The 22,812-nt window shown below is 56.6% G+C and carries 27 protein-coding genes; 7 read left to right on the top strand and 20 right to left on the bottom strand.

Annotated elements, in window-relative coordinates; all coding sequences use genetic code 11:
• The 4 genes from PHA01_RS24325 to PHA01_RS24310 all read left to right on the top strand — a co-directional run.
• Positions 1-255 (top strand): hypothetical protein (locus tag PHA01_RS24325; RefSeq protein WP_271898862.1); only part of this gene is annotated, 255 nt, incomplete at its 5' end.
• Positions 256-300: 45 nt separating this feature from the next.
• Positions 301-642 carry a hypothetical protein gene (locus tag PHA01_RS24320; protein WP_271898861.1) on the top strand — a complete coding sequence of 114 codons (342 nt, stop codon included), beginning with the start codon at positions 301-303 and terminating at the stop codon, positions 640-642.
• 83 nt (positions 643-725) lie between these two features.
• Positions 726-1,001 carry a hypothetical protein gene (locus PHA01_RS24315; RefSeq protein ID WP_271898860.1) on the top strand — a complete coding sequence of 92 codons (276 nt, stop codon included), beginning with the start codon at positions 726-728 and terminating at the stop codon, positions 999-1,001.
• 110 nt (positions 1,002-1,111) lie between these two features.
• The gene (locus PHA01_RS24310; protein ID WP_271898859.1) at positions 1,112-1,501 is read left to right on the top strand and encodes a DoxX family protein; all 390 of its coding nucleotides are present in this window, start codon (positions 1,112-1,114) and stop codon (positions 1,499-1,501) included.
• Here PHA01_RS24310 and PHA01_RS24305 read toward each other — a convergent pair.
• From PHA01_RS24305 to PHA01_RS24240, 14 genes are all read right to left on the bottom strand, one after another.
• Entirely contained in the window at positions 1,498-2,274 is a 777-nt protein-coding gene (locus PHA01_RS24305; RefSeq protein WP_271898858.1) for an amino acid ABC transporter ATP-binding protein, read from the bottom strand. The genes PHA01_RS24310 and PHA01_RS24305 overlap by 4 nt on opposite strands.
• Positions 2,275-2,284: 10 nt before the next feature.
• Complete coding sequence (locus PHA01_RS24300; protein ID WP_370637077.1) at positions 2,285-2,950, bottom strand: amino acid ABC transporter permease; 666 nt, start codon at positions 2,948-2,950, stop codon at positions 2,285-2,287.
• 1 nt (position 2,951) lies between these two features.
• Positions 2,952-3,614, bottom strand: a complete 663-nt coding sequence (locus tag PHA01_RS24295) for an amino acid ABC transporter permease (protein ID WP_271898857.1) — start codon at positions 3,612-3,614, stop codon at positions 2,952-2,954.
• 68 nt (positions 3,615-3,682) lie between these two features.
• Positions 3,683-4,528 carry a transporter substrate-binding domain-containing protein gene (locus tag PHA01_RS24290; protein ID WP_271898856.1) on the bottom strand — a complete coding sequence of 282 codons (846 nt, stop codon included), beginning with the start codon at positions 4,526-4,528 and terminating at the stop codon, positions 3,683-3,685.
• A 217-nt stretch (positions 4,529-4,745) separates the two neighbouring features.
• Positions 4,746-5,249 (bottom strand): YciE/YciF ferroxidase family protein, encoded by a 504-nt coding sequence (locus PHA01_RS24285; RefSeq protein ID WP_224506530.1) that lies wholly within the window; start codon positions 5,247-5,249, stop codon positions 4,746-4,748.
• A gap of 125 nt (positions 5,250-5,374) precedes the next feature.
• Positions 5,375-6,247 (bottom strand): SMP-30/gluconolactonase/LRE family protein, encoded by an 873-nt coding sequence (locus tag PHA01_RS24280; protein ID WP_417021029.1) that lies wholly within the window; start codon positions 6,245-6,247, stop codon positions 5,375-5,377.
• A gap of 5 nt (positions 6,248-6,252) precedes the next feature.
• A complete protein-coding gene (locus PHA01_RS24275; protein ID WP_271898854.1) occupies positions 6,253-6,891 on the bottom strand; it encodes a 2-dehydro-3-deoxy-6-phosphogalactonate aldolase in 639 nt (212 codons plus the stop codon).
• Between the two features lie 5 nt (positions 6,892-6,896).
• The gene (locus PHA01_RS24270) at positions 6,897-7,814 is read right to left on the bottom strand and encodes a 2-dehydro-3-deoxygalactonokinase (RefSeq protein ID WP_271898853.1); all 918 of its coding nucleotides are present in this window, start codon (positions 7,812-7,814) and stop codon (positions 6,897-6,899) included.
• Positions 7,811-8,578 (bottom strand): SDR family NAD(P)-dependent oxidoreductase, encoded by a 768-nt coding sequence (locus PHA01_RS24265; protein WP_224506534.1) that lies wholly within the window; start codon positions 8,576-8,578, stop codon positions 7,811-7,813. The genes PHA01_RS24270 and PHA01_RS24265 overlap by 4 nt, the downstream gene beginning before the upstream one ends.
• Positions 8,579-8,819: 241 nt before the next feature.
• Positions 8,820-9,446: a nucleoside triphosphate hydrolase gene (locus tag PHA01_RS24260; RefSeq protein WP_271898852.1), complete on the bottom strand. Its 627-nt coding sequence runs from the start codon at positions 9,444-9,446 to the stop codon at positions 8,820-8,822.
• 220 nt (positions 9,447-9,666) lie between these two features.
• A complete protein-coding gene (locus PHA01_RS24255; protein WP_271898851.1) occupies positions 9,667-10,356 on the bottom strand; it encodes a D-lyxose/D-mannose family sugar isomerase in 690 nt (229 codons plus the stop codon).
• A 107-nt stretch (positions 10,357-10,463) separates the two neighbouring features.
• A complete protein-coding gene (locus PHA01_RS24250) occupies positions 10,464-11,234 on the bottom strand; it encodes an ATP-binding cassette domain-containing protein (protein WP_271898850.1) in 771 nt (256 codons plus the stop codon).
• Positions 11,234-12,313 (bottom strand): ABC transporter permease, encoded by a 1,080-nt coding sequence (locus PHA01_RS24245; protein WP_224506538.1) that lies wholly within the window; start codon positions 12,311-12,313, stop codon positions 11,234-11,236. The genes PHA01_RS24250 and PHA01_RS24245 overlap by 1 nt, the downstream gene beginning before the upstream one ends.
• Positions 12,314-12,583: 270 nt before the next feature.
• Positions 12,584-13,600 carry a sugar ABC transporter substrate-binding protein gene (locus PHA01_RS24240; protein WP_271898872.1) on the bottom strand — a complete coding sequence of 339 codons (1,017 nt, stop codon included), beginning with the start codon at positions 13,598-13,600 and terminating at the stop codon, positions 12,584-12,586.
• Positions 13,601-13,844: 244 nt separating this feature from the next.
• Here PHA01_RS24240 and PHA01_RS24235 point away from each other — a divergent pair, with 244 nt between their 5' ends.
• The 3 genes from PHA01_RS24235 to PHA01_RS24225 are packed head-to-tail and all read left to right on the top strand — an operon-like array spanning position 13,845 to position 16,450.
• Positions 13,845-15,071, top strand: a complete 1,227-nt coding sequence (locus PHA01_RS24235) for an ROK family transcriptional regulator (RefSeq protein WP_417021028.1) — start codon at positions 13,845-13,847, stop codon at positions 15,069-15,071.
• Positions 15,072-15,512 (top strand): RbsD/FucU family protein, encoded by a 441-nt coding sequence (locus tag PHA01_RS24230; protein ID WP_271898849.1) that lies wholly within the window; start codon positions 15,072-15,074, stop codon positions 15,510-15,512. It begins immediately after the preceding gene.
• Between the two features lie 2 nt (positions 15,513-15,514).
• On the top strand, positions 15,515-16,450 hold the full coding sequence (locus PHA01_RS24225) for a carbohydrate kinase family protein (RefSeq protein WP_271898848.1): 936 nt from the start codon (positions 15,515-15,517) through the stop codon (positions 16,448-16,450).
• Position 16,451: 1 nt separating this feature from the next.
• Here the strand turns inward: PHA01_RS24225 and PHA01_RS24220 are convergent, their stop codons facing one another.
• From PHA01_RS24220 to PHA01_RS24195, 6 genes are all read right to left on the bottom strand, one after another.
• Positions 16,452-16,850: a type II toxin-antitoxin system VapC family toxin gene (locus PHA01_RS24220; RefSeq protein WP_271898847.1), complete on the bottom strand. Its 399-nt coding sequence runs from the start codon at positions 16,848-16,850 to the stop codon at positions 16,452-16,454.
• Positions 16,847-17,086 (bottom strand): type II toxin-antitoxin system VapB family antitoxin, encoded by a 240-nt coding sequence (locus tag PHA01_RS24215; protein WP_224506542.1) that lies wholly within the window; start codon positions 17,084-17,086, stop codon positions 16,847-16,849. Before PHA01_RS24215 ends, PHA01_RS24220 begins: the two co-directional genes overlap by 4 nt.
• Positions 17,087-17,163: 77 nt before the next feature.
• A complete protein-coding gene (locus PHA01_RS24210) occupies positions 17,164-18,792 on the bottom strand; it encodes an ABC transporter ATP-binding protein (RefSeq protein WP_271898846.1) in 1,629 nt (542 codons plus the stop codon).
• Positions 18,767-19,906, bottom strand: coding sequence for an ABC transporter permease subunit (locus PHA01_RS24205; RefSeq protein ID WP_210003565.1), 1,140 nt, complete (start codon positions 19,904-19,906; stop codon positions 18,767-18,769). The genes PHA01_RS24210 and PHA01_RS24205 overlap by 26 nt, the downstream gene beginning before the upstream one ends.
• The gene (gene oppB / locus PHA01_RS24200; RefSeq protein WP_271898845.1) at positions 19,899-20,822 is read right to left on the bottom strand and encodes an oligopeptide ABC transporter permease OppB; all 924 of its coding nucleotides are present in this window, start codon (positions 20,820-20,822) and stop codon (positions 19,899-19,901) included. The genes PHA01_RS24205 and oppB overlap by 8 nt, the downstream gene beginning before the upstream one ends.
• A 239-nt stretch (positions 20,823-21,061) precedes the next feature.
• A complete protein-coding gene (locus tag PHA01_RS24195) occupies positions 21,062-22,657 on the bottom strand; it encodes a peptide ABC transporter substrate-binding protein (protein WP_271898844.1) in 1,596 nt (531 codons plus the stop codon).
• Between the last annotated feature and the right edge of the window lie 155 nt (positions 22,658-22,812).

Below are 22,812 nucleotides of genomic sequence, written 5' to 3'. Positions count from 1 at the left end.
ATTAAAATCCATCCCAAAATCTGCTTCCCGAATCTCGTTGCGATGAACGAGAAGGTGACACAGCGACATTTCTACTTTGCAGAAACAGGACATTTTAACTTTGCGCTTACACCCTGCTACACATCCTTGCTGCATAAGAATGGTTATGGAACTACGGTTCTCGCCAGAAGCTTAGACCGGCAATCCCACCGAGTTCTCGAAGGAAGATCGGATTTTGGTTCCGCAGTCATCGATAAGATATTCAAGCATGGTTGATTGTCACACAAAAGGATGGATAGTCACCAGAATGGAGAGCCGAAAATGAATCTCAATGATGACGACGAACACCTGATAGAGACGCTTTTCCGCAACGGCACGATTACCGTCGTGGGTGTGGTGCTTTCATTTTCCCTGGGCTTCCTTACGCAGTGGGCCAGCAATCCAATACCGTGGAGACTTACCGACCTGCCGACGCTGGTCGTCATAGCTATAGGCATTGTCTTTCAACTGCGTTCCCTCGCTTTACTTTTGCAAACGTCGTCACTGAAAAAAGTCGTCTACGACAAGGCAAGCCGGCTGTTTCTGAATGGCGTGATCATCACCGGCGCCGGCGTTTTTCTGGCGATCCTCGTTGACACGTTCCGGTTGCTGACAGTGCATTAACCGACACTTGCGATTGAAGGTTTGCGCCTCTTGATTTGCAACCAGCTGCCTGTTGTGTTGCCGGTTATCAAGGAGACCCTTCAATGCGATTAGAGACTGACTTTCCCGATCACCGAAACGGCCGATTTTCACGCGAACCTGTGCCATCCCATTGGCCCCGGAACGTAAGGCAATTGTCGCTGAAAGGCAGTGCTTTATTCGGCATCAATGAAGAGACCGGCAATCTCTATTGGGATGGCAAGTTGATCCAGACTTCCAATCGACTCGGCAATTTCGAGCGGGGCCTCGGTATTGTCCTGACCACAGCGATTGTTGTGATGGCCATACTTGATGCTGCAGGGTTCTTCTTCGGTCGGTAATTGCCTTTGGCAAACGACAGTGCCTGTTTTCATTTTTGTTTCGAATAGAATGGTCATTTTCGGTGTTATTGGCACACACCCCTCGTGAAGTGTTGTTAGCGGAGGATAGTATGGAAGGTTTTCAGGCCCCCGTCGCGCTACTGGCCAGGCTGTTTCTTGCTTATATCTTTGTCATGGAAGGCTGGGGCAAGATTGCCGACTATGCCGGTACTGCCGCGTATATGGAGACCAACGGTGTTTCAGCCAAGCTGTTGCCGCTCGTCATCCTAACCGAACTCGGTGGCGGCGTTCTCATCGCTGCCGGTTTCATTACCCGCTATGCTGCTGTCGCGCTTGCCGGGTTCTGTCTGTTAACGGCTCTTTTGTTTCACACAGACTTTGGAAATCTCGAACAATTGATCAATTTTAACAAGAACATCGCCATTGCTGGCGGGTTTTTAGCATTGTTGGCTTTTGGTCCGGGTGCGTGGTCAGTCGATGCATGGCGGAAACGAGGCTAACGCTCCCCGAAACTCGATGTCTTGAGAAATTCGGAAAGCCGTTCGCTCTTCGGCTTGTGAAACATTTCGCGCGGGTTCCCCTCTTCACCGATCCGCCCCTGGTTCATGAAGATGACGCGGTTGGAGACCTCGTAAGCAAACCGCATCTCGTGGGTGACGAGCAGCATGCTCATGCCGTCTTGAGCCAGCGACTTGATGACCTGCAAGACCTCGTTCACAAGCTCGGGATCGAGCGCTGATGTCACTTCGTCGAAGAGCATCAATCTGGGATTCATGGCGATGGCACGTGCGATTGCCACGCGCTGCTGCTGGCCACCAGAAAGCTGGCCGGGGAAATGATCGGCACGTGAGCGCAGACCGACGCGATCGAGCCATTTCTCGGCAATCGATCGTGCTTCGTCTTTGCTCAACTTCTTCACCTTCATCAGCCCGAGCATAACGTTGCGAGCAGCGCTCATATGCGGGAAGAGGTTGAATTGCTGAAAGGCCATCCCGGTCAATGCCCGCTGGCGCGCGATCTCCTTTTCCTTCTTACGGCGGCGCTGTCCACCTAGCGTCTCATAGCCGATCTCCTCGCCGTCGATGCTGATTGTGCCGCCCTGAAATTCCTCCAGCATGTTGATACACCGCAGCATGGTCGTCTTGCCGGAGCCACTCGATCCGATGATGCTGATGACGTCGCCTTGCGCCATGGTGCAATCAACGCCTTTCAGTACTTCGACATCGCCATAGCTTTTGTGCAGGTCGCGGATTTCCAGAAGATGGTTTGGCATCGTTATCGCCTCAGGACGGAATAGCGGTCTTGCGTTCGACATATCGGCCGAAACGCTCGATGGCATAATTGATGATGAAATAGAGAAAGCCGGCGAAGAAATAGAACTCGAGGCTGAGAAACGATCGCGAGATAATTTCTTGCGTACGCAGAAGCAACTCGGCAACGCCGATGATGGAGAGCAATGTCGATGCCTTGACCATTTCTGCGGCCGTATTCACCCAGGCAGGCAGAACCTGGCGCAGCGCTTGCGGCCCGAGCACATAGGCAAAGGTTTGCGGGAACGTCAGGCCGATCGCCTTGGCGGCTTCCGTTTGGCCCTTTGGGATGGCTTGCAGCGCTCCTCGGACTATCTCTCCGACATGGGAACTGCAGAACACAGCGAGAGCCAATACGCCGGCCTGAAACGGGCTGAGATCAAGGCCAATGGTACTGAGCACATAGTAACTTGCCAGCACGAGAACCAGAACCGGCGTACCGCGAATGAAATCCGTATAGCCGCGCACGATCCAGCGCAGCGGCCGAACGCCATAGGTCAGAGCAAGACCGACAAATATTCCAAGCAACGTGCCGAAGCAAATTGCCAACAGGGAAATCGAAATGGTGAAACCGAGACCCTTGAGGATCGGTATGCGGGCCAGCCAGAGAATATCGAGGAAATGAGCAATGTCCATCATCTCACCTCGGCACTGACAGGCGACGCTCGAGAGCACGCATCAGCGCGGCGAGGATCGAACAGGTTATAACGTACAGGCAGCTGGCGACGATCCAGGTCTCAATGACACGGAAGGTCTCGACATTGATCTTGCGTGCCTCGAAAGTCAGCTCCGGAACGGCGATTGCCGCCGCGAGTGACGTATCCTTGAACAGCGAGATGATTGTACTGCTCAGCGACGGCAAGACATTGCGGAACATCAGCGGCGCGATGATCGAGGTCCGAATCTGGATTTCCGTAAGGCCGATGGCGAGCCCCGCTTCTCGCAGCCCAACAGGAATTGACAACAGACCTGCGCGGAAAACCTCTGCAAGATATGCGCCGGAATAAAGTGCGAGCGTGAAAACGAAACTCTCGATCTTGCCTAGCCGGAAGCCCAGCTGTGGCAGTGCGAAATAGGTGAAGAGAACAAGCACGAGGATCGGCGTGTTGCGGATGATCGTCACGTAAATTCCGGCTGGACGCCGCGCAAAGCCGTTCTTCGATATCAGACAGAATGCCGTGAACAGGCCAATCGCTGCGCCAATCAGGATTGCACCAAAGGCCAGGGCGAGGCTGAGCGCCAGCCCTTCGAGCAGAAGATCGAAGCTTCGCCACACTGCAGCAAAATTCAGCGTATAACCCATGATGTTCCTGTTATCCGGAACGAGAAGGAAACGGCTCCGGAAATTTCCGAAGCCGCAGCGTGATCGCGTTACTTGTATTCGACCGGGAAGCCGATTTGCGGGGGCGTCAGATCCTTGCCGAACCAGGTTTTGAACGATTTCGCATAGAAGTCGAACTCAACACCGGTCATTGCTTCGTGTAGCGCAGTGTTGACGAAGTTCAGCCAATCCTGATCGCCACGCTTGACGCCGCAGGCATAGGTCTGCGGATTCCAGCCATAGCCGGCATCCTTGTAGCGGCCCTGGTTCTGGGTCATGTACCACGCAAGCGACGACTGATCTGTCGCCGCCGCGTCTGCCCGACCGGACTCAAGAGCCTGATAGATAAGGTCGACGGATTCGTATTGGTCGACCTTGGCTTCCGGCAGAGCTGCATGAACCATGCTTTCAGCATAGACATTCTGTAGAACGGAGATCGTGACCGCCGAGCCGGCAGCTTTCAGCGCGGCATAATCGGCATATTTGCTGTCGGCCTTGAGCATGAGACCAACACCTTCCCGGTAGTAAGGAATGGTGAAAGCGATCTGCTGTGCCCGTTCGCCTGTCACCGTCATGAACTGGCAGGTGATGTCGACTTTGTCCGTTGTGATATTCGGAATGCGCGCGTCGGAAGATTGATTGACGAATTCGATCTTCTCCGGGTCATTAAACAGAGCTTTGGCGATGATATGACCCATGTCGACGTCAAAACCCTGAAGCTTGTCGTCTACGCTCTTGAAATGCCATGGCGCATTGGTGCTGCCGGTGCCGAGGACCAGATGACCCCGGGCCAGAACCTCATCCAGTTTGCTTTTGGTTTCCTGTGCGAACGCCGTAAGTGAAGACAGCATCGCGAATGCGGCTACAGCGGCCGCTACACGCAGTCGGTTGGTCATCTTCGTTCCCCTATTCGTCTAGCGAATGTTTTCATTATGATCCATTATTATGGAATATAGTACCTAATAATGGATCGCCAATAGAATGACAGCGGCTTCGACTTGTCAAGGGTCCTTGAACGATGATGAACTCGACTGTTTTATTTACATGCTGTGGGCGATAAAACAGAAAGCCCGCATCAGCGGCTGATGCGGGCTTTTGCAGAACGGCACTAAATCAGGCCGCTGCGGCGTTGACCCGGCTTTCAGCCATAGCTGTCAATGCCTTGTCCGTATTCATTTCTTCCTGGAGATTCTGCTGGAGCAGCGCCGCACAGTCGTTACGCCCGAGCTGTTTTGCCCAAGCGACAAGGGTACCATAGCGCGTGATCTCGTAATGTTCGACCGCCTGCCCGGCGGCGATGAGCGCAGCATCCAGAACCTGATCGTCATCGACCTCGCCCGAGACATCATCGGCTTCCTCGAGAATGCCATCGATCGCTGGGCAATTGACGCCAGCAATGTCTACTCCATGTAATTTGAACACTTGTTCCAGACGATCGATCTGCATCTCGGTCTCCTGAAGGTGTTTCTCGAAACCGTTCTTCAACTCCTGATCGGAAGCCTTGTCGATCATTTCGGGCAGAGCCTTCACGATCTGGTTTTCCGCATAGTAGATGTCACGCAGCGTATGGACGAAGAGATCGTCCATCGTCTTGATATCTTTGGAAAAAAATCCCATGTCGTCCTCCTGGTTGGCCACAGCTACCCCTTCGACAGCTTTGCAGCTTCCGCAAAAAGTAGCTCGCTCACTTGGTTTACAGGGAAGTAACGATGGGTCGGACGAATGGTTCCTTGCCCGATGAACTACAGTCGCACGGGCGGATCGAACCGGCCTTTGCCGGCAACTTCCACCAGATACGTCTTTCCCGCATCGGGATCGCTCTGGTGCATGGCGTCACTCATTTCGTGGTAAGCCGTTGTCACAATGAGGTTGGCACTGTCTTCACTGATAAACGCCGGGCAGGATGGCTGGCAGACCGGTATTTCGATCGAACGGAGCCGCTTTCCCGCCGGCGAAAAGACATTAATGCAGGAGCCTCCCCAGCAAGCATTCCACAAACTTCCTTCGGCATCGACCACGGACCCATCGACGCCGCCCTTCTCCTTATGCTGGTAGAACAACACGGGTTCACCAATAGGAAGGCCTGTCTTCGGATCGGTGTCGACGCGCCAAATGATGTTCTTGCCGGTGTCAGCAAAATAGGAAATACGGCCATCCGGCGAAAAACAGATCGAGTTGGGAATCGATATATCGCTGAATAACTTGCGCAATTTGCCTTGGCGATACCAATAGATCGAGCCGGCTCCCTTCTGTGTCTTTCCCATTGTGCTGACCCAAAACGCTCCAGCGGGATGAACGCGCGCGTCGTTGGACCGGGTGGCAGGATTGTCAGCCTCGATCGGCTGATGCATCGTTGTATGCCCGGTCTGTCGGTCGCGGATGAAGAGCCCGGTTTCGGTAGCAATCAGTTGCCGCTTCTCATCGATGACAGCAAGGGCGCTCGCCATTTGCCCAAGAGCATGAACTCTGGCCGTACCGCCAGCCAAAGGCTTCTCGAACAGACGGCCGGTGACAATATCGAACCACCACGCGGTCTTTGTCAGCGGATCGTAGCCCGGCCCTTCGCCGAGCTGGACGGGCTCATCGTGGAACAGACTGATCTTCGGTTGCTGCACAATCATCACCCGGCAAAGACGCGATCATAGGCCTCGACCGTCGCCTTCGCGCGTTCTCGGACGAACGACGAAGTGGCACCGACCTTGTAAAGGCTCGAGCCCAAACCAAACGTGCGAACACCGACCTTTTTATAGGCAGCAAACGTTGTCTCATCGACACCGCCGACGGCGCCGATCACCGTCCCCTTCGGCAAAATGGCGCTGATCGCCTTGATCCCGTCAGGTCCGAGTGCGCTCGCAGGGAAGAACTTGAGACCGGATGCGCCGGCCTTCAATGCAGCCAAAGCTTCAGTTGGCGTGAAGACGCCGGGCATCGTCACCATGCCCGCTTTGGCTGCAGCCGCCAGTACTTCGGCATCGACATTCGGACTGATCATCAGCCGCCCGCCAGCCGCATCGAGCCGCGCGATATCGGCAGGATCAAGCACGGTACCGGCTCCGATCAACACATGCGCGGGCATGTTTTTCACAAGCAATTCAATGGATTGGAATGGTTCCGGTGAATTCAGCGGTACTTCGATAACGTCGATACCCGCCTCGACCAGTTCCTCGCCAATGGCCAGAACCTCGTCCGGTTTGACGCCGCGCAGAATGGCGATGAGATCGCGCTTGAGCTTCGGCCACGGAGCGGAGACTTGAGACATAGAAACTATCCTTTGGCTGGCCAAATGCTGGAAGCGGCTACGAAAAGGCCTTTGCGCACGGCTTCGTCGGCGTCGACAAGGTCGAAATCGAGACCGGCGATATGAAGTGCCTTGCCGTAAAGGGCCGCCATCGCACCGGAAGCCACGAGTGTTACCCTGCTTTCAGATTTTGCTTTTGCGCCGGCAATTTCCGCGCCGATGAGCAGACCCGACAGACGCGATGCCGCGCCCTCCGGAGACAAATTATCAAGCAGCATGGCGGCGCGAATCCCGAAGAGTTCGCCAAGCATACGCTCCCCGGACAGCATGAGTTCGACGGCAGCCTTGAATTGTGGATGGTCCGGCGAAGCGTGTGTCGCGGCATCGCCAATGGAATGGCGCAAGATCGATTGCGAGGCGAGCAGCGCGTAAAGTTCGCCCGTAAGGTAGGTGGAAAAGCTCCTCGCCTTCCCCTCTTCCAATGCGACCCACTTGGAGTGCGTCCCCGGCATCGCAATGATTCCATTGGATAAATCACGATCGAGGATCGCGCCGAGCAGTTGCGTTTCCTCACCGCGCATGACATTCGGAGAACTCCCGGATTGCGACAGTCCGGGAATGATGCGCACATCGCGAGTGATGCCTTCGATCTTCACTGCACCGGAAAGGATGGCCTTTAGATCGGCCGGGACCGGGACGTAATTGGCTTCGACCCAACCCTGGCGCGATCCGGCCATTCCGCAGATGATAACCGGAAGATCGGCTGGCGCACCAAGCGCTGACAAATGGCCTTCCAGCGTCTCCGTAAAACCACGAGCACGGGATGTATCGAGGCCGTCGTCGGAGCGTTTCTCAGCTAGAACATGCCCGTTTCCGTCGACAAGCCAAAGGCGAAAACGGCTTGTTCCCCAATCGCTTAGCGCATAACAGGCCGCGTTGCTCACAGGTAACCGCCGTCGACAATCAACGTCTGGGCGCTGAGCATGCGGGCAGCGTCGGAGGCAAGGAAAAGGCACGGTCCAACCATGTCGCCAGGCAGGATTTCCTCGCGCAGAACCTGCTTGTTGAGATGGACCCGAAGGCCTTCTTCCGTGACCCAGTGAGAGCGCTGGCGATCAGTCATCACCCAGCCCGGTGCGATGGCGTTGACGCGAATTTTTTCCGGTCCAAGCCGCCCCGCCAACCCCTTGGTAAGGCCGATGATTCCGGCCTTGGCCGCCGTGTAGGCGGGCAGATTGCCCTGGTTGATCATGAAGGAGGTCGAGGTGAAATTGATGATCGAACCGCCACCCGATTGACGCATGCCGGGCACGACAGCCTGCGCCGCAAAGAACTGCGGACGCAGATTAATCGACTGGTTCTTGTCCCAATATTCGACGGTCACATCGTCGATATCGTGCCGGTCGTCCCAAGCCGCATTATTGACCAGCACTGTAATTGGTCCATTGTTATCAATGGCTTGCGCAATCGCGTTCCGCAGGGCTTCGATGTTGGAAAGGTCCGCTTTGAGGTAAAGGGGCCGGTTGCCGTACTGCTCGTCTAGGGAGTCTACGAGGGCCTGTGAGGCCGCCTCGGCGATGTCGATAAAGGCAACACGCGAACCTTGGGCGACAAAGCCTTCGGTGAGCGCGGCACCGATGCCCGACCCTCCCCCGGTAATGAGTACGGAACGATCTTTCAGATCCGGAAATATGGCAGAGGGCATCATAGCAGGAAACTCACACGGAAAGTTCCACTATTGGAACGGTATTGGCGGAGCAGGATTGTCATCTTGCAAGGGTGAAAGTCAAGGGAGTGAAAATGCCACTAGGCGCAAACAAATTTCCCGTATTGATTGAAAATTCTGCACCAGAATCGCACATTCTTGCACCAGTTTTGGGACTTCTTGTACAGGAAACGTCGAAGTTCGTGCGCAAAAATGTTTTGGTTTTCGCGCTCTATCCTAAAAATCAGTTTTTGACGGTATAGTCCGCCGCTCTCGACTCCTCCAACACCAGTTCGGCATTGGGCATATCGTTGGAGAGGGCGCGCGCCTGAGCCGAGCCGACATTATGTCCGAAGCCGAGCCAGCGCTGCACCAGCCGGTTTTCGAGTTCGAGCCGGTCGACGTCGAGGAAGATCGTCACGTCGAAGAGTGGCGCCAGCCGATTCCATGGCGGCTGATCGAGCAACAGGTAGTTGCCTTCGACAAGAAGGATGCGCTGATCCGCCTTGACGATGCCGGCCCCTGCCCTCGCCAGATCGAGCTTGCGATCGAACAGCGGTATGACGACATCCTCGCGTGTCTCGCGCAGCCGCCGCAACAGCTCCTCGAAACCGGCAACGTCGAAGGTCGGCGGTGAGCCTTTGCGCTTGCGCAGGTCCAACGCGTCGAGAATGGCATTGTCGAGATGAAACCCGTCCATCGGCACGACAATCGCTGCGTCTGCTTCCTGCAGGTTGATGGCCGCACAAAGCGAGGCGGACGCGGTGGATTTGCCAGATCCAGGAGGACCGGCAATCGCCACGATCAAGCGAGGAGTACCTGCCGCCTTGGCAAGTATCTCCGGAACCAGATCTTCGAGGGTAGTCAGCATGGTTGTGTGCTCATTGGAAGGTATGCCGGTTATCTCTCCCCTTGTGGGAGAGAAAGTGATTTCAGCATCTTAGCGTAAGCTAAGTGCTAGAAATCACAAGAGAGGGGATTTCGTAAGGTATGTTCCAAAATCGCCCCTCTTGGGTTTTCCAAGGATTTAGCGAAGAGGCTAAATCCAGGAAAACCCATTCTCCCCCACGAGGGGGGAGTAAGGTCAGGACTCACGCCAGCCATTTGTCGTAGTCGGAGACAAGCAAATGCAGCGGTGCCTCATCCTCGTCGATAGAGGAAAAACGGCCGATCGGCTCGCGGAAGATATTGTCGGTGAGATCGTCATTGACGGTGGAGACTTCGCCGATAAGCACGTCGCCACCCTCGCCCCAGAATGCATGCCAGTTGCCCGGCAGAAGCGTGACGCTCTCGCCCGGCTGCAGCTTGAGCAGCCCACCCGCCTTCTGGCGCACGATGCGCCCGTCGGTGGCCACTTCCACGTCGGTCTTCTCATCGACGCTGCCGTCGGGATCGGAGTTGAAGAGTTCGAGCACAAGTGTGCCGCCGCCGCGGTTGATGATGTCTTCCGCCTTGACGATGTGGCGGTGCATCGGCGACAGCTGCTTCTCGCGGCTGATCATGATTTTTTCGGCATAGAGCATGCCCCCGCCCTTTTTCAGGTCTTCCTGATTGCCATTGCGGGTGGTGAAGAGGAAGAGCCCAAGCTCATCAAATTTTCCCTGGCCGTAATCGGTGATATCCCAGCCAAGACGCGCCTGCAGGATGGCCTTCGAATCGGTCGCGGTACGGGTCTTCAGCTCTTCCGGCGACCAATAGGCGAAGGGCGGCATGACATAGCCGAACGAACGGATGAACTTGTCGCTTTCGCGGATGATCTCATTGACTTCAGAACGCTTCATCTCTCAAAAAAATCCTTTAACTGTAGTCGCTCAAGTGACGCCGGACTATCTCTCCCACAAGGGGAGAGATAACCAGCGCCATCGTTTCCATCCAAATTCGTCTCGTTCTAGCTGGGCGGCGGTGCCTTGGCGCCCGTCATGAAGGCGACGGCATCCGACATCGTATAATCCGTCGGGTTGATGACGGTAAGACGCTTGCCGAGACGATGGATGTGGATGCGGTCGGCCACTTCGAAAACGTGTGGCATATTGTGCGAGATGAGCACAATCGGTAATCCGCGCTTTTTGACGTCCTGGATGAGTTCGAGGACCCGGCGGGATTCCTTGACGCCGAGCGCCGCCGTCGGCTCGTCCATGATGACGACCTTGGAGCCGAAGGCGGCGGCGCGCGCCACTGCCACACCCTGCCGCTGACCGCCGGAGAGTGTCTCGACGGCCTGGCTGATGTTCTGGATGGTCATCAGGCCGAGCTCGGTAAGCTTGTCCCGCGCCTTCTTTTCCATCGCCTTGCGGTCGAGCATGCGGAACCAGTTGCCTAGGACGCCTGGCTTGCGGATTTCGCGGCCAAGAAACATGTTGTCGGCAATCGACAGTGCCGGCGAGAGTGCCAGGTTCTGATAGACGGTTTCGATCCCGGCATCGCGTGCTTCCATGGGCGAGCGAAAATGGATCGTCTTGCCTTCCAGCGTCATCTCGCCCTCATCGGGACGTACTGCGCCGGAAATTGCCTTGATGAGCGATGATTTGCCGGCACCGTTATCGCCGATCACCGCCAGCACTTCGCCCGGGTAGAGGTCGAAATCCGCGTGATCGAGCGCTGTGACGCGGCCGTAGCGCTTGACCAGTCCGCGTGCGGTAAGAATGGGTTCTCTTGACATCAGCCTGCTACCTTTCTGATCCACTGGTCGATAGCGACAGCGAGGATGATCAAAACACCGATGATGAGGTACGTCCATTGAACGTCGGTACCGTACATGCGCATCCCGAATGAGAAGACGCCGACGATCAACGCGCCGAAGAGCATGCCCATGATGGAGCCGCGGCCGCCGAAGAGCGACATGCCGCCGATCACCACAGCGGTGATGGATTCAATGTTGGCGAACTGGCCGATCTGCGGGGAAACCGAGCCGTTGCGTCCGATCGAAACCCAGCCGGCCAGCGCACAGATGAGACCGGCGAGCACGTAGACAGCAATGAGCACGCGCTTGGTACTGACGCCGGAGAGCTTTGCCGCCTCGGGATCATCGCCGATGGCATAGACATGGCGACCCCAGGCGGTGTGGTTGAGCACGTACCAAAGTACGGCAATCAGCAGGATCATGATGAAGACGCCATAGGTAAAGGTGGCGCCGCCTATGGGTACCTTCTCGCCAAAGAACTGCAGGAGCTTGGCGTTCGCCTCGATATCCTGGGCGCGGATCGTCTCGTTCGCTGAATAGATGTAGGTCGTCGCCAGATAGATCTGCCAGGTACCGAGCGTGACGATGAAGGGTGGCAGCTTGAGGTAGGCGATGAGGACGCCATTGATGAAGCCGCACAGGGCACCCAGCGCGATCCCGCACAGGATGGCCAACTCGACCGGCATGCCATAGCGGAAGGTGAACTGGCCCATGATGACCGACGTCAGCACCATGATGGCGCCGACTGAAAGGTCGATACCTGCGGTCAGGACGACGAGGGTTTGCGCAGCGCCGACAATGCCGACGATCGCCACCTGCTGCAGGATAAGCGACAGCGCAAACGGGGTGAAAAAGCGCGAGCCGACAATGACCGCAAAGATCACCAGCGACAGCACCAGAACGATGAGGGGAACGGAAGCCGGGCTGGAATGAAGGAAATGCCGGATCCTTTCGAGAAGACTTTTCTCATGGGTGTCGAAGCTGGCGACCGCGGTTTCCCGTGCCACCGCGCTTTCGAATTCTTGAGGCGTTCGAGGCGTTTGCGGTGTGTCTGTCATAATGTGACCTCCTGTAAATATTCATAGCAGTCCGACAAGGACATTTATACGGTGGAGTTCTTATGCGCGAGGATGCCGACTATCTCCCCCCTTGCGGGAGAGAAAGCGATTTCAACATCTTGGCCTTGGCTAAGTGCTAAGAAATCGCAAGCGAGGGGATAGTGATGGTGTACTGCAAATTCCCTCGCCTGGATTTTCTTGGAATTTGGCAAAGAGGCTAAATTCAAGAAAATCCCTTCTCTCCCACAAGGGGAGAAATAAGGCGCTAAATCAGCCCCAGCACTTGCTGGTGCCAGTTTTGACATCGATGGATTCAAGGCCCTGAACAGGCTTGTCGGTGACAAGGGAAACGCCTGTGTCGAAGAAGTTTTTGCCTTCGGTCGGCTTCGGCTTTTCGCCGCTGTCGGCAAACTTCTTGATCGCTTCAATGCCGAGCGATGCCATCAGCAGCGGATACTGCTGCGATGTTGCGCCGATCACACCGGCCTCGACGTTCTTCACGCCTGGGCAGCCGCCATCGACGGAAACGATGAGGACGTCTTTTTCCTTGCCGAAGGCCTTCAGCGCTTCATAGGCGCCGGCAGCGGCAGGCTCGTTGATCGTATGAACGACATTGATGCCCGGATCCTTCTGCAGAAGGTTTTCCATGGCCTTGCGGCCACCTTCTTCATTGCCGTTGGTCACGTCATGGCCGACGATGCGCGGATCTTTTTCATCACCGATCTTGTTGATATCGACGACATCGATGCCGAAGCCCTTCATGAAGCCCTGGTCACGCAGAACGTCGACGGTCGGCTGCGACGGGGTCAGGTCAAGAAATGCGATCTTGGCGTCCTTGGCCTTGTCGCCGAGGGTTCCAGCAGCCCATTTGCCGATCAGTTCGCCGGCGAGGAGGTTGTCCGTGGCGAAGGTGGCATCGGCTGCGTCGGCAGGATCAAGCGGCGTATCGAGTGCGATGACGAGGAGGCCCGCATCGCGTGCCTGCTTGACCGAGGAAACGATACCGGCCGTATCGGACGCAGTGATAAGGATACCCTTGGCGCCATCGGCGATGCATGTCTCGATAGCTGCTACCTGGCTTTCGCTGTCGCCGTCGATCTTGCCCGCATAGGTCTTCAGGTCAACGCCGAGTTCCTTCGACTTGGCGAGGGCGCCCTCTTTCATCTTGACGAAGAACGGGTTGGTATCGGTCTTGGTGATGAGGCATGCACCCACCCCGGCAGCCTGTGCCGGAACGGCAAAGGCAGCAATGGCCACAGCGGCGGCGCTAAAGATAGTCGATTTCAGATAGATGCTTCTACGCATGTCACTTCCTCCCAAAAAAAATCGCGCAAATACGCGATGGACCGATGGTGATCAAGCCCTGTTTCCGCGTTAAACAGCTCGGACAGATATCCTCCCGGCCAAGTGTTGAAGCATAGCAAATACCACTCATCGCGACGTGTCAACATTAATAAATCACTCTGATTTAATATTGACAGCATTGCCCAATATCTCCATTGTCCGCCATATTCATGGGAGGACCAGGTCCTTGAGTATTCGAGTATCGGAGCGTTCCGGCACGGGAGGATCCAGGCTGACGCTTCATCACGGTACCAATCAAAGTGGCATGCGCGATCACAATGAGCGTGTGGTGCTTTCGCTTCTGCGCCAGCATGGCAGCCTGGCAAAGACGGCTATCGCCCGGATGACCGGACTTTCGGCGCAGACGAGCTCGATCATCATGCGCATGCTTGAAGCTGACGAGCTCCTGTCGCGAGAGGAGCCCTTGCGCGGACGCATCGGCCAGCCACTGATCCCGATGTCACTCAACCCGGAAGGCGCATTCTTCTTCGGTCTAAAGATCGGACGCCGCAGTGCCGACCTGGTGCTGATCGATTTTATCGGCCGCATTCGTTCCATGCTGCATATGCCTTACGATTATCCAACGCCGGAACCGATCTTCAGCTTTGCTGCCACGGGCTTGACGCAGATGATGGAGGCGCTGACGCCAAAGCAGCGCGAACGGGTCGCGGGAATTGGCATCGCCGCGCCATTCGAACTGTGGAAATGGGCCGATACGGTGGGCGCACCGCAGGCGGTCATGGACGAATGGCGTGACTGCGATATTCGCGCAAGGGTTGCGGCGCTTTGTTCGTTCCCCGTCTATTTGCAGAACGACATGACTGCCGCCTGCGGGGCTGAACTTGTGTTCGGCCAGACCAAGGACATCAATGATTTCGTCTATTTCTACATCGGCTCCTTTATCGGTGGCGGCATCGTCATCAACGGCGGCCTTTATGCGGGCCGCAGTGGCAATGCCGGTGCGCTGGGCTCGATGCCGGTGCCGGGACCGGACGGTACTGCGCGGCAGCTGATCGACATCGCGTCGATCACTGCGCTGGAACGCGATGTTACCGAGCTTGGCCGGGATCCCTCGCCGCTCTGGGCTTCTCCTGAAGACTGGGGCGAGATGGGCGTAGAGCTTGACGCATGGATCGAGCGCGCCGGCAAAGCGATCGCGCAGGCGGTTATCGCGTCGTCCTCGGTCGTGGACTTCGAGGCGGCCATCATCGATGGCTGGATGCCGTCAAGCGTACGGGCGCGGATTGTCGACGCGGTGCGCAGACATGTTGAGACATTCGATCTGGAAGGCATTCAATTGCCGGCGATCTTCGAGGGAACGGTCGGCATTCACGCGAGAGCACTTGGCGCCGCCAGCCTGCCGCTGTCGGATCGGTATCTTCTGGGACAGAAGCTTTTCAGGAAGGGTAGTTAAGTGCTGATCGGCATTCCGCCCATGCTCGGGCCTGAGCTTCTGGCGACACTGCGGGCCATGGGTCACGGCGACGAGGTCGCGCTTGTCGACGGCAATTATCCGGCACTTGAGCATGCGCGGCGGCTGATCCGCACCGATGGCCTGCCGCTGATCCCGTTGCTCGATGCCATATTGCAGGTGCTGCCGGTTGACGACTTCGTGCCGCAAGCGCTGTTTCGTGCCTCGGTGAAGGGCACTGCTCCGCTGGCCGATCCGGTCCACGATGAAATGGAAGCGGTGTGCGCCCGGCGTGTACCGGGCTTTGCGCTGGTTGCGCTCGATGGTGATACGTTTTATGCGCGTGTGAAAAACGCCCACATCATCATTGCGACGGGCGAGCCTCGGCTTTATGCCAATATCATCATCCGCAAGGGTGTCATTTATCCAGGAAAAGAGATTTAGACATGATTTTGTGTTGCGGAGAAGCGCTGATCGACATGCTGCAGCGGGAGAGCGATGCCGGAGAACCGGCCTTTGCACCCTATGTCGGCGGCGCCGTGTTCAATACGGCAATCGCGCTGGGGCGGCTTGGGGTGCCGACCGAATTCTTCTCGGGAATTTCCTCGGACTTCTTTGGCCAGATGCTGCTGGACAGCCTGACCGCCAATCATGTCGGTACACATTATGCGCATATCTCGCAGCAGCCCACCACGCTTGCCTTCGTGCGCCTGACCGATGGCCAGGCGAGCTATATGTTCTATGACGAGAACAGTGCGGGGCGCTCGCTCGCGATCGAACATCTGCCAGCGCTCGACGATAATGTGACTGCCCTGCAGTTCGGCGCAATCAGCCTGATCCCGGAGCCGAGCGGCTCGACCTATGAGGCGCTGCTGGCGCGCGAGCATGAAAAGCGCGTGATCATTCTCGATCCGAACATTCGTCCGGGGTTCATTCCCGACAAGGAGAAGCACCTCGCCCGCATGCGCCGCATGATTGCCATGACCGACATCGTCAAGATTTCAGATGAAGACATGCGCTGGTTCGGCGAGAGCGGTACGATGGACGAGATTGCCCGGCGCTGGATCGTCCCGGCAGATCAGCAGGGACCGAAACTCATCCTCGTCACCCATGGGGCGGACGGCGTGACCGGCTATACCGCCGATCTCACGGTGCACGTCGCGGCGCAGCGCGTACCGGTCGTCGATACGGTTGGCGCCGGGGATACATTTACCGCGGGCGTTTTGACCTCGCTGCAAGAGGCCGGAGTGCTGGTGAAATCCGCCCTGACTACCCTGACCGAAGCCCAGATCCGCGATGCATTGACCTTGGGTGTCAAGGCGGCGGCAGTGACGGTTTCGCGCGCCGGTGCCAATCCACCATGGCGCAACGAGCTCGGATAGATCAGGCGATCTCTATGTCGGTGTAGGGAAAATCGTTGCCTTTGCACAATAGCCGCAGGTCATGCGCCTTGGCACAGGCATAGGTGAAGCAATCGCCCATGTTGAGAGCGGCCTTGTGCCGCCCGCGTCCAAAGGTGTTGAACGCCTGGACAGCATTCCCGCCGATCTCGGCGGTGATATCGAGGGTTTGAGCGTCGGTCTGATCGATGAAGATATCGATTGCTCGTTCAGCGACCTCGATCGTACAAGCCCTTTTGCGCGCAAGACCGGTTATGGATTCGTAAACGACCATGGGTGAGATATAGACAGACGAATCGTCCGCCAGGCGGGCAGCAAGCGAAACCGCGTCGTCTTCGCCATCGACGATGGCGATCAGAGCCGATGCATCAACAAAGATCATTCATTACCCGAAAGGTCGTCAAAGAAAGCCTTATCCGCTTCGAGGCCTGTCTTTGGGTACTTCCGATACTCTTCAAAAATCTTCGACAGCTTTTCTTGCAGCGGAGTTTCTTTCTTGGCACGATCATACTCGTGCACGACGGCTTCGCGGATGGCCTCCGTCAGGCTGGTATTCTTCAGTTTTGCCAAGCGCCTGACGGCTTCGTCAGTCGCCTTGTCTTTTATGGAAAAGGCCATTCTATATCTCCGCGTCTATACGTATAGACGAAACTGTCTATAAAATGAGCCTTTCCCCTGTCAAATGCAAGACCCCATCACTCGAGATCGAATGCTGCCGCCAAAAGGGTTTTGGTGTAGGTGTGATGCGGCGTATCGAAGATATCCTCCGTTTCGCCTTCCTCGACGATCTTGCCGTTCTTCATCACGATCACATAATCCGACATCGCCTTGATCACAGCCAGATCGTGGCTGATGAAGATGTAGGAAAGGCCATGCTTCTCCTGCAGGTCGCGCAAGAGCTCGATCACCTGTCCTTGCACGGATCTGTCCAATGCTGAAGTTGGCTCGTCGAGAATGACCACCTTTGGCTTCAAAATCATGGCGCGGGCGATGGCGATGCGCTGGCGCTGGCCGCCGGAAAACTCATGCGGATAACGATTACGCGCCGCCGGATCGAGCCCGACCTCCTTCAGCGCCGCGATGGCGCGCTTGTCCCGTTCGGCGCGTGACAGTTGAGACTCGTGGATAAGCAGGCCCTCGGTGATGATCTCGCCGACAGTCTGCCTCGGCGACAAGGATCCATAGGGGTCCTGGAACACCAGCTGCAATTCCTTGCGCAAGGGCCGCATGGCCGAGCGATCGAAATTCGAGATGTTCTTGTCGCCGAAATGATAATGCCCGCTGCTTGGCAGAAGTCTGAGAAGCGCCCGCCCGAGCGTCGATTTGCCGGAGCCGGATTCTCCGACGATGCCGATGGTCTGTCCGCGTTTCAGCCGGACTGTAACGCCATCGACGGCCCGGAAAAGCTTGGTCGCCCTGGTGAAGAACCCGCCTCCGATGGCGAAGTCCACCGCCACATTGCGACCCTCGAGGATGATCGGTGCGCTGTCTTCCGGCGGCTCTTTGGCACCGCTCGGCACGGCATCGATCAGCATCCTGGTATAGTCCTCCTTTGGATGCTCGAATATTTGCTCGATATCGCCGCGCTCCACGACTTCGCCGCGACGCATGACGACGACGCGATCGGCGAAATGTTTCACAATGCCGAGGTCATGGGTGATGAGCACGATCGCCATGCCAAAACGCTTCTGCAGTTCGCGCAGCAGATCGAGGATCTGCGCCTGGATGGTCACATCGAGAGCCGTGGTGGGCTCATCGGCGATGAGGAGATCCGGCTCGTTGGCGAGCGCCATGGCGATCATGACGCGCTGCCGCTGGCCGCCGGACATTTCATGCGGATAGGAATTGATACGCCGCTCGGGATCGGGAATGCCGACAAGCTTGAGCAATTCAAGCACACGCACCTTCGCCTGTTTGAAGCTCACCCCCCTGTGATGGACGATGGGCTCGGCGATCTGCCGCCCGATCGTATAGAGCGGATCGAGCGAGGTCATCGGCTCTTGAAAGATCATCGTGATCTTGGCGCCGCGCACCTCATTGAGGCCCTTGAGCGGCAGACCGATCAGCTCCTGGCCGCGATATTTGGCCGAGCCGGTGACGCGGCCATTGTTGGCCAAGAGGCCCATGATACCCATCATGGTCTGGCTCTTGCCGGAGCCGGATTCGCCCACAACAGCGAGCGTCTCACCCGGCTTTACATCGAGATCTATGCCTTTGACGGCCTTGACGTCGCCGTCCGGCGTGGTGAAGTCGACCTTGAGGCCGCGCACGGACAATACATTGGCTTGCATATCCATCTCAGCGGTCCTTCGGGTCGAGTGCATCGCGCAAGCCGTCGCCGATGAAGTTCAGCGAGAACAGCGTGACGACGAAGAAGATGGCGGGGAAAATCAGATACCACGGCGAAGACTGCATCTTGTCGGCACCCGCCGAGATCAGCGCACCCCAACTGGTAAGCGGCTCCTGGACGCCGAGCCCGAGGAAGGAGAGGAAGCTTTCGAGCAGGATCACTTTCGGTACCACTACCGTGACGAAGATAACGACCGGTCCAATCGTATTCGGGATTATGTGGCGGCGGATGATCTGCCAGTCCGTCAAGCCGAGGGCCTGCGCCGCGCCGATAAATTCACGTCGCTTCAAGGCAAGTGTCTGGCCCCGGACGATGCGGGCCATGTCCAGCCATTCGACGGCCCCGATCACCAGAAAGATCAGGATGAAACTCCGGCCGAAAAACACCACCAGAACCACAACGAGGAAGACGAATGGCAGCGAGTAGAGGATTTCTATGAGACGCATCATGACGTTATCTACCCGGCCGCCCAGATAACCGGATATGGCGCCATAGATCACACCAATGAACAGCGATACAAGACTGGCGAGACAGCCGATCGTGAGTGAGATTTGTCCGCCGAGCATGACACGGGCCATCAGGTCACGGCCATTTTGATCGGTACCAAAAAGGAAATATTCGCGCTTGACGTCACCAGTCAGCTTAAGGGTCTTGCCGTCCTCTTCGGTGGCGGTGACTTGTGTATTGTCGAATTCGTTGGCGCGGTCGAAATAGCGCGTCGAGCGCGGATCGATGGCCTTGTCCGCGTGGATCGTCGCGGTAAACGTATTGCCGTCCACGGCAAACTCACGCAGCTCGACGCGGGCTCTATCCGCCACGCCCTTCATGACGTCGCCGAGCGTGTCTGCCCTCGGCAAGGCTTCCAGGCTTGGCGGGACGTTGACGTAGGAAGGGAAAACCTCGTCATATTTATGACTGATGACGTAGGGTCCGAAGAACGAGAACAGGGTAATCAGCAACAGCACCACGCAGCCGGCCATCGCTGCATAATTGCGGCGGAAGCGGATAACCGCGAGCTGAAACAGACTTCGCCCTTTTGACTCTTCAGGCGGGATGATGGTGGTGGGGATACCGCTCAGATCAGTCATGGCGAACCCTCGGGTCAAGAAGGCCGTAGAGAATATCGACCAGAAGATTGAAGACGATGACGAAGATCGCGACGAGAACGACAGTTCCCATGACAAGCGTGTAATCGCGATTGATGGCGCCGAGGACGAAATATCGGCCGACGCCGGGAATGGTGAAGATCGATTCGACGACGGCAGAGCCCGTCAACAGGGCAGCGGCGCATGGCGCCAGATACGATACCACCGGAAGCAGCGCGCCCCGCATGGCGTGGGTGATGACGACCACTCTCGGTGGTAGTCCATAGGCGCGTGCGGTGCGGATGTGATCCGTGTGCAGCCCCTCGATCATCGAGCCACGCGTCAGCCGTGCAAAGACGGCGAGCTGCGGCAGGGCCAGTGCAATCATCGGCAGGATGAGGAAGCGCCAGGAGCCGTCGCCCCAGCCGCCTGCGGGCAGCAGCGACAGCAGCACAGCGAAAACCAATGTCAGTACCGGACCGACAACGAAGTTCGGCACCGTAACGCCGACCGTTGCAATGGACATGATGAGGAAATCGAGAAAGCTGTTTTGCCGGAGGGCGGCAATCGTGCCGATAATCACGCCGCCAAAAAGCGCCAGCAACAACGCATAGGAGCCGAGCGTGATCGAGTAGGGCAAACCCTTGCCGATCAGTTCAGCGATTGTGTTGTCCTTGTAGATGTAGCTTGGACCGAAATCGCCGGTGATCGCATTCTTCAGATATTGCAGATACTGGTTCCACAGCGGCTGATCGAGATGGTAGGCCTTCATCAGGTTCTCCATCGTCGCCGGCGGCAGCGGTCGTTCTAGATTGAAGGGTCCTCCTGGCGCAAAACGCATGAGGAAGAAGGATAGCGTGACGACAATGAACAGTGTCGGCACTGCACTCGCCAAACGGCGGAGGACAAAATGGAACATCGAGTTTAACTCTTCCTGTTGACGTGCCCTGTCAGGGCTCTAACCCCAGGCACGCTCACACGATAATCCCCAGAGAACTGCGTTCCGTTGCAAAGTTCAAGAACTTCCATTCGCCCCTCTCATCACGAGAGGCTGCGGGAGCATATTCCTGATCTGAGTGGTCTGGCGGAAAGCGAAAACATGGGGCCTGAGCATGCGAAATGCGCAACCCGGATAATCCGGATTGCGCATATTCAGTCTTACTTGATGCTCAGGTACTTGCTCAGATGTTCATTGTTGCCGTTGTCGCCCCAGCCCTGAACTTTGTCAGCAACGAGCCAGAAATTGGCGTCGTTGACCAGCGGAGCAATTGGCTGGTCGCGCATGATCAAAGCTTCAGCTTCATGCAGGATCTTCGAGCGGGCCGCCGGATCGCGTTCCTCGTAGGACTTCTTCATCAGCGCATCGAATTCCGGATTTTCATAATGTCCGTAATTGAAGGTCTTGTTGCTGCTGACGTTGAGGTTGAGGAAGTTTTCGGCATCGGCATAGTCGGCAGTCCAGCCGGCACGCGCGACATTGAATTTTCCACCTTCCTGCAGGTAGGCATAGTGGGCGCTGATATCGAGATTCATCAACGTTACATTGGCACCGAAAGTCTTCTTCCACATGTCGGCAACGGCGGTCGCTGCCTTCTGGTGGTTCGGATTGGTGTTATAGCGGATCTCGATATTCAAAGGCTTGCCGCCTTCGCCATATCCGGCTTCCTTCATCAGCTCCACGGCTTTGTCTTCACGATCAAGCTGGGACATGCTGGCAAAATCGGCCTTCGAGGGTTCGCCATAGTTTTCGAGACCCGGAGGAACGAGCGAATAAATCGGCATTTTCGAGTCGTTGAAAATATCGTGCGAGAGGAAATCACGATCGACCGACATGGAAAGTGCCTGACGAACCCGCACATCGTTGAACGGTTCTGTGCGTGTGTCGAAGGGATAATAGTATGTGGCGAAGGCAGGCGTCACATGAACCTGCTTTGCATTTGCCTTGCGCAAGCGATCGATCTGATCGGTGGAGAAGTTATAGACGAGATCGAGTTCCCCGGCTTCATAGCGGCGGACGGCGGCGGCCTGATCTTCCTGCGGATAGAAGATGACCTTGTCGAGCTTGACGTTGGCGGCGTCCCAGTAGTTTTCGTTCTTGACCACGGTCAGGTGATCGTTCGGCACATGTTCGGTGAGCTTGAATGCACCATTGCCGACAAGCTTGCCTGGCTTGACGAAGTCAGCGCCGTTCTTTTCGAAGCTTGCCTTGTTGATCGGGAGCGCTGTCTGGTGCGACAGGAGTTCGATGAAGAAGGGGGTCGGGCGCTCCAGGGTGATTTCGAGCGTCTTGTCGTTGATTGCCTTCATGCCAAGCTGATCGACGGGAACGGTCCCCTTGTTGATCGGTTCGGCATTTTTGATGGGATAAAGAATGTTCGCATAGCCAGCTGCGGTCTTCGGATCTTCGACGCGGCGCATCGAGAAGATGAAGTCTTCGGCAACCACTGGCGATCCATCGGACCATTTGGCATTGTCGCGGATCTTGAACGTGTAGACCGTGCCATCATCCGAAACGGTCCAGCTCTCGGCCGCGCCCGGCACTATCTTGCCGTTCGCATCATAGACGGTCAGGCCCTCATAAAGGTCCTTGACGATGAAAGCTTCGATATCGATGGAAGTCTGCGACTGGTCGAGGGTCTGCGGCTCGCCGCTATTGCCACGATGGAGCACCATTTCGGCCAATGCAGGGCTTGCGCCCAGCATCAGCGATCCGAGCAGCAATGCCGCGCGGAGATTCAGTTTCATTAAGGTCATTTTTCTGTTCCTTCCCCTCTAAGAGAATTGCGAAGGCATGAACAAAGGCCAAAAAATGGCCAAACGCAAGCAGGGGCTAATGCTTTCGTAGTAATATTTTTGCAAGGAGCGGGTTACGGGAACGTCAACGAATTGTTGCACCATATGGACCAAGG

The organism is Candidatus Phyllobacterium onerii (assembly GCF_028331445.1).
Classification (GTDB): Bacteria; Pseudomonadota; Alphaproteobacteria; order Rhizobiales; family Rhizobiaceae; genus Phyllobacterium; species Phyllobacterium onerii.
The sequence above is the reverse complement of the archived record's forward strand: the minus strand, read 5'-3'. Positions and strand labels throughout refer to the sequence as shown.

Coding starts and splice junctions, on each gene's coding strand:
- PHA01_RS24310 (WP_271898859.1), top strand. CDS start 1,112: ATGGAAGGTTTTCAGGCCCCCGTCGCGCTACTGGCCAGGCTGTTTCTT.
- PHA01_RS24265 (WP_224506534.1), bottom strand. CDS start 8,578: ATGATGCCCTCTGCCATATTTCCGGATCTGAAAGATCGTTCCGTACTC.
- PHA01_RS24250 (WP_271898850.1), bottom strand. CDS start 11,234: ATGTCAAGAGAACCCATTCTTACCGCACGCGGACTGGTCAAGCGCTAC.
- oppB (WP_271898845.1), bottom strand. CDS start 20,822: ATGTTCCATTTTGTCCTCCGCCGTTTGGCGAGTGCAGTGCCGACACTG.
- PHA01_RS24300 (WP_370637077.1), bottom strand. CDS start 2,950: ATGATGGACATTGCTCATTTCCTCGATATTCTCTGGCTGGCCCGCATA.
- PHA01_RS24225 (WP_271898848.1), top strand. CDS start 15,515: ATGATTTTGTGTTGCGGAGAAGCGCTGATCGACATGCTGCAGCGGGAG.
- PHA01_RS24305 (WP_271898858.1), bottom strand. CDS start 2,274: ATGCCAAACCATCTTCTGGAAATCCGCGACCTGCACAAAAGCTATGGC.
- PHA01_RS24210 (WP_271898846.1), bottom strand. CDS start 18,792: ATGCACTCGACCCGAAGGACCGCTGAGATGGATATGCAAGCCAATGTA.
- PHA01_RS24320 (WP_271898861.1), top strand. CDS start 301: ATGAATCTCAATGATGACGACGAACACCTGATAGAGACGCTTTTCCGC.
- PHA01_RS24220 (WP_271898847.1), bottom strand. CDS start 16,850: ATGATCTTTGTTGATGCATCGGCTCTGATCGCCATCGTCGATGGCGAA.
- PHA01_RS24285 (WP_224506530.1), bottom strand. CDS start 5,249: ATGGGATTTTTTTCCAAAGATATCAAGACGATGGACGATCTCTTCGTC.
- PHA01_RS24195 (WP_271898844.1), bottom strand. CDS start 22,657: ATGACCTTAATGAAACTGAATCTCCGCGCGGCATTGCTGCTCGGATCG.
- PHA01_RS24260 (WP_271898852.1), bottom strand. CDS start 9,446: ATGCTGACTACCCTCGAAGATCTGGTTCCGGAGATACTTGCCAAGGCG.
- PHA01_RS24215 (WP_224506542.1), bottom strand. CDS start 17,086: ATGGCCTTTTCCATAAAAGACAAGGCGACTGACGAAGCCGTCAGGCGC.
- PHA01_RS24295 (WP_271898857.1), bottom strand. CDS start 3,614: ATGGGTTATACGCTGAATTTTGCTGCAGTGTGGCGAAGCTTCGATCTT.
- PHA01_RS24205 (WP_210003565.1), bottom strand. CDS start 19,906: ATGACTGATCTGAGCGGTATCCCCACCACCATCATCCCGCCTGAAGAG.
- PHA01_RS24275 (WP_271898854.1), bottom strand. CDS start 6,891: ATGTCTCAAGTCTCCGCTCCGTGGCCGAAGCTCAAGCGCGATCTCATC.
- PHA01_RS24245 (WP_224506538.1), bottom strand. CDS start 12,313: ATGACAGACACACCGCAAACGCCTCGAACGCCTCAAGAATTCGAAAGC.
- PHA01_RS24315 (WP_271898860.1), top strand. CDS start 726: ATGCGATTAGAGACTGACTTTCCCGATCACCGAAACGGCCGATTTTCA.
- PHA01_RS24255 (WP_271898851.1), bottom strand. CDS start 10,356: ATGAAGCGTTCTGAAGTCAATGAGATCATCCGCGAAAGCGACAAGTTC.
- PHA01_RS24290 (WP_271898856.1), bottom strand. CDS start 4,528: ATGACCAACCGACTGCGTGTAGCGGCCGCTGTAGCCGCATTCGCGATG.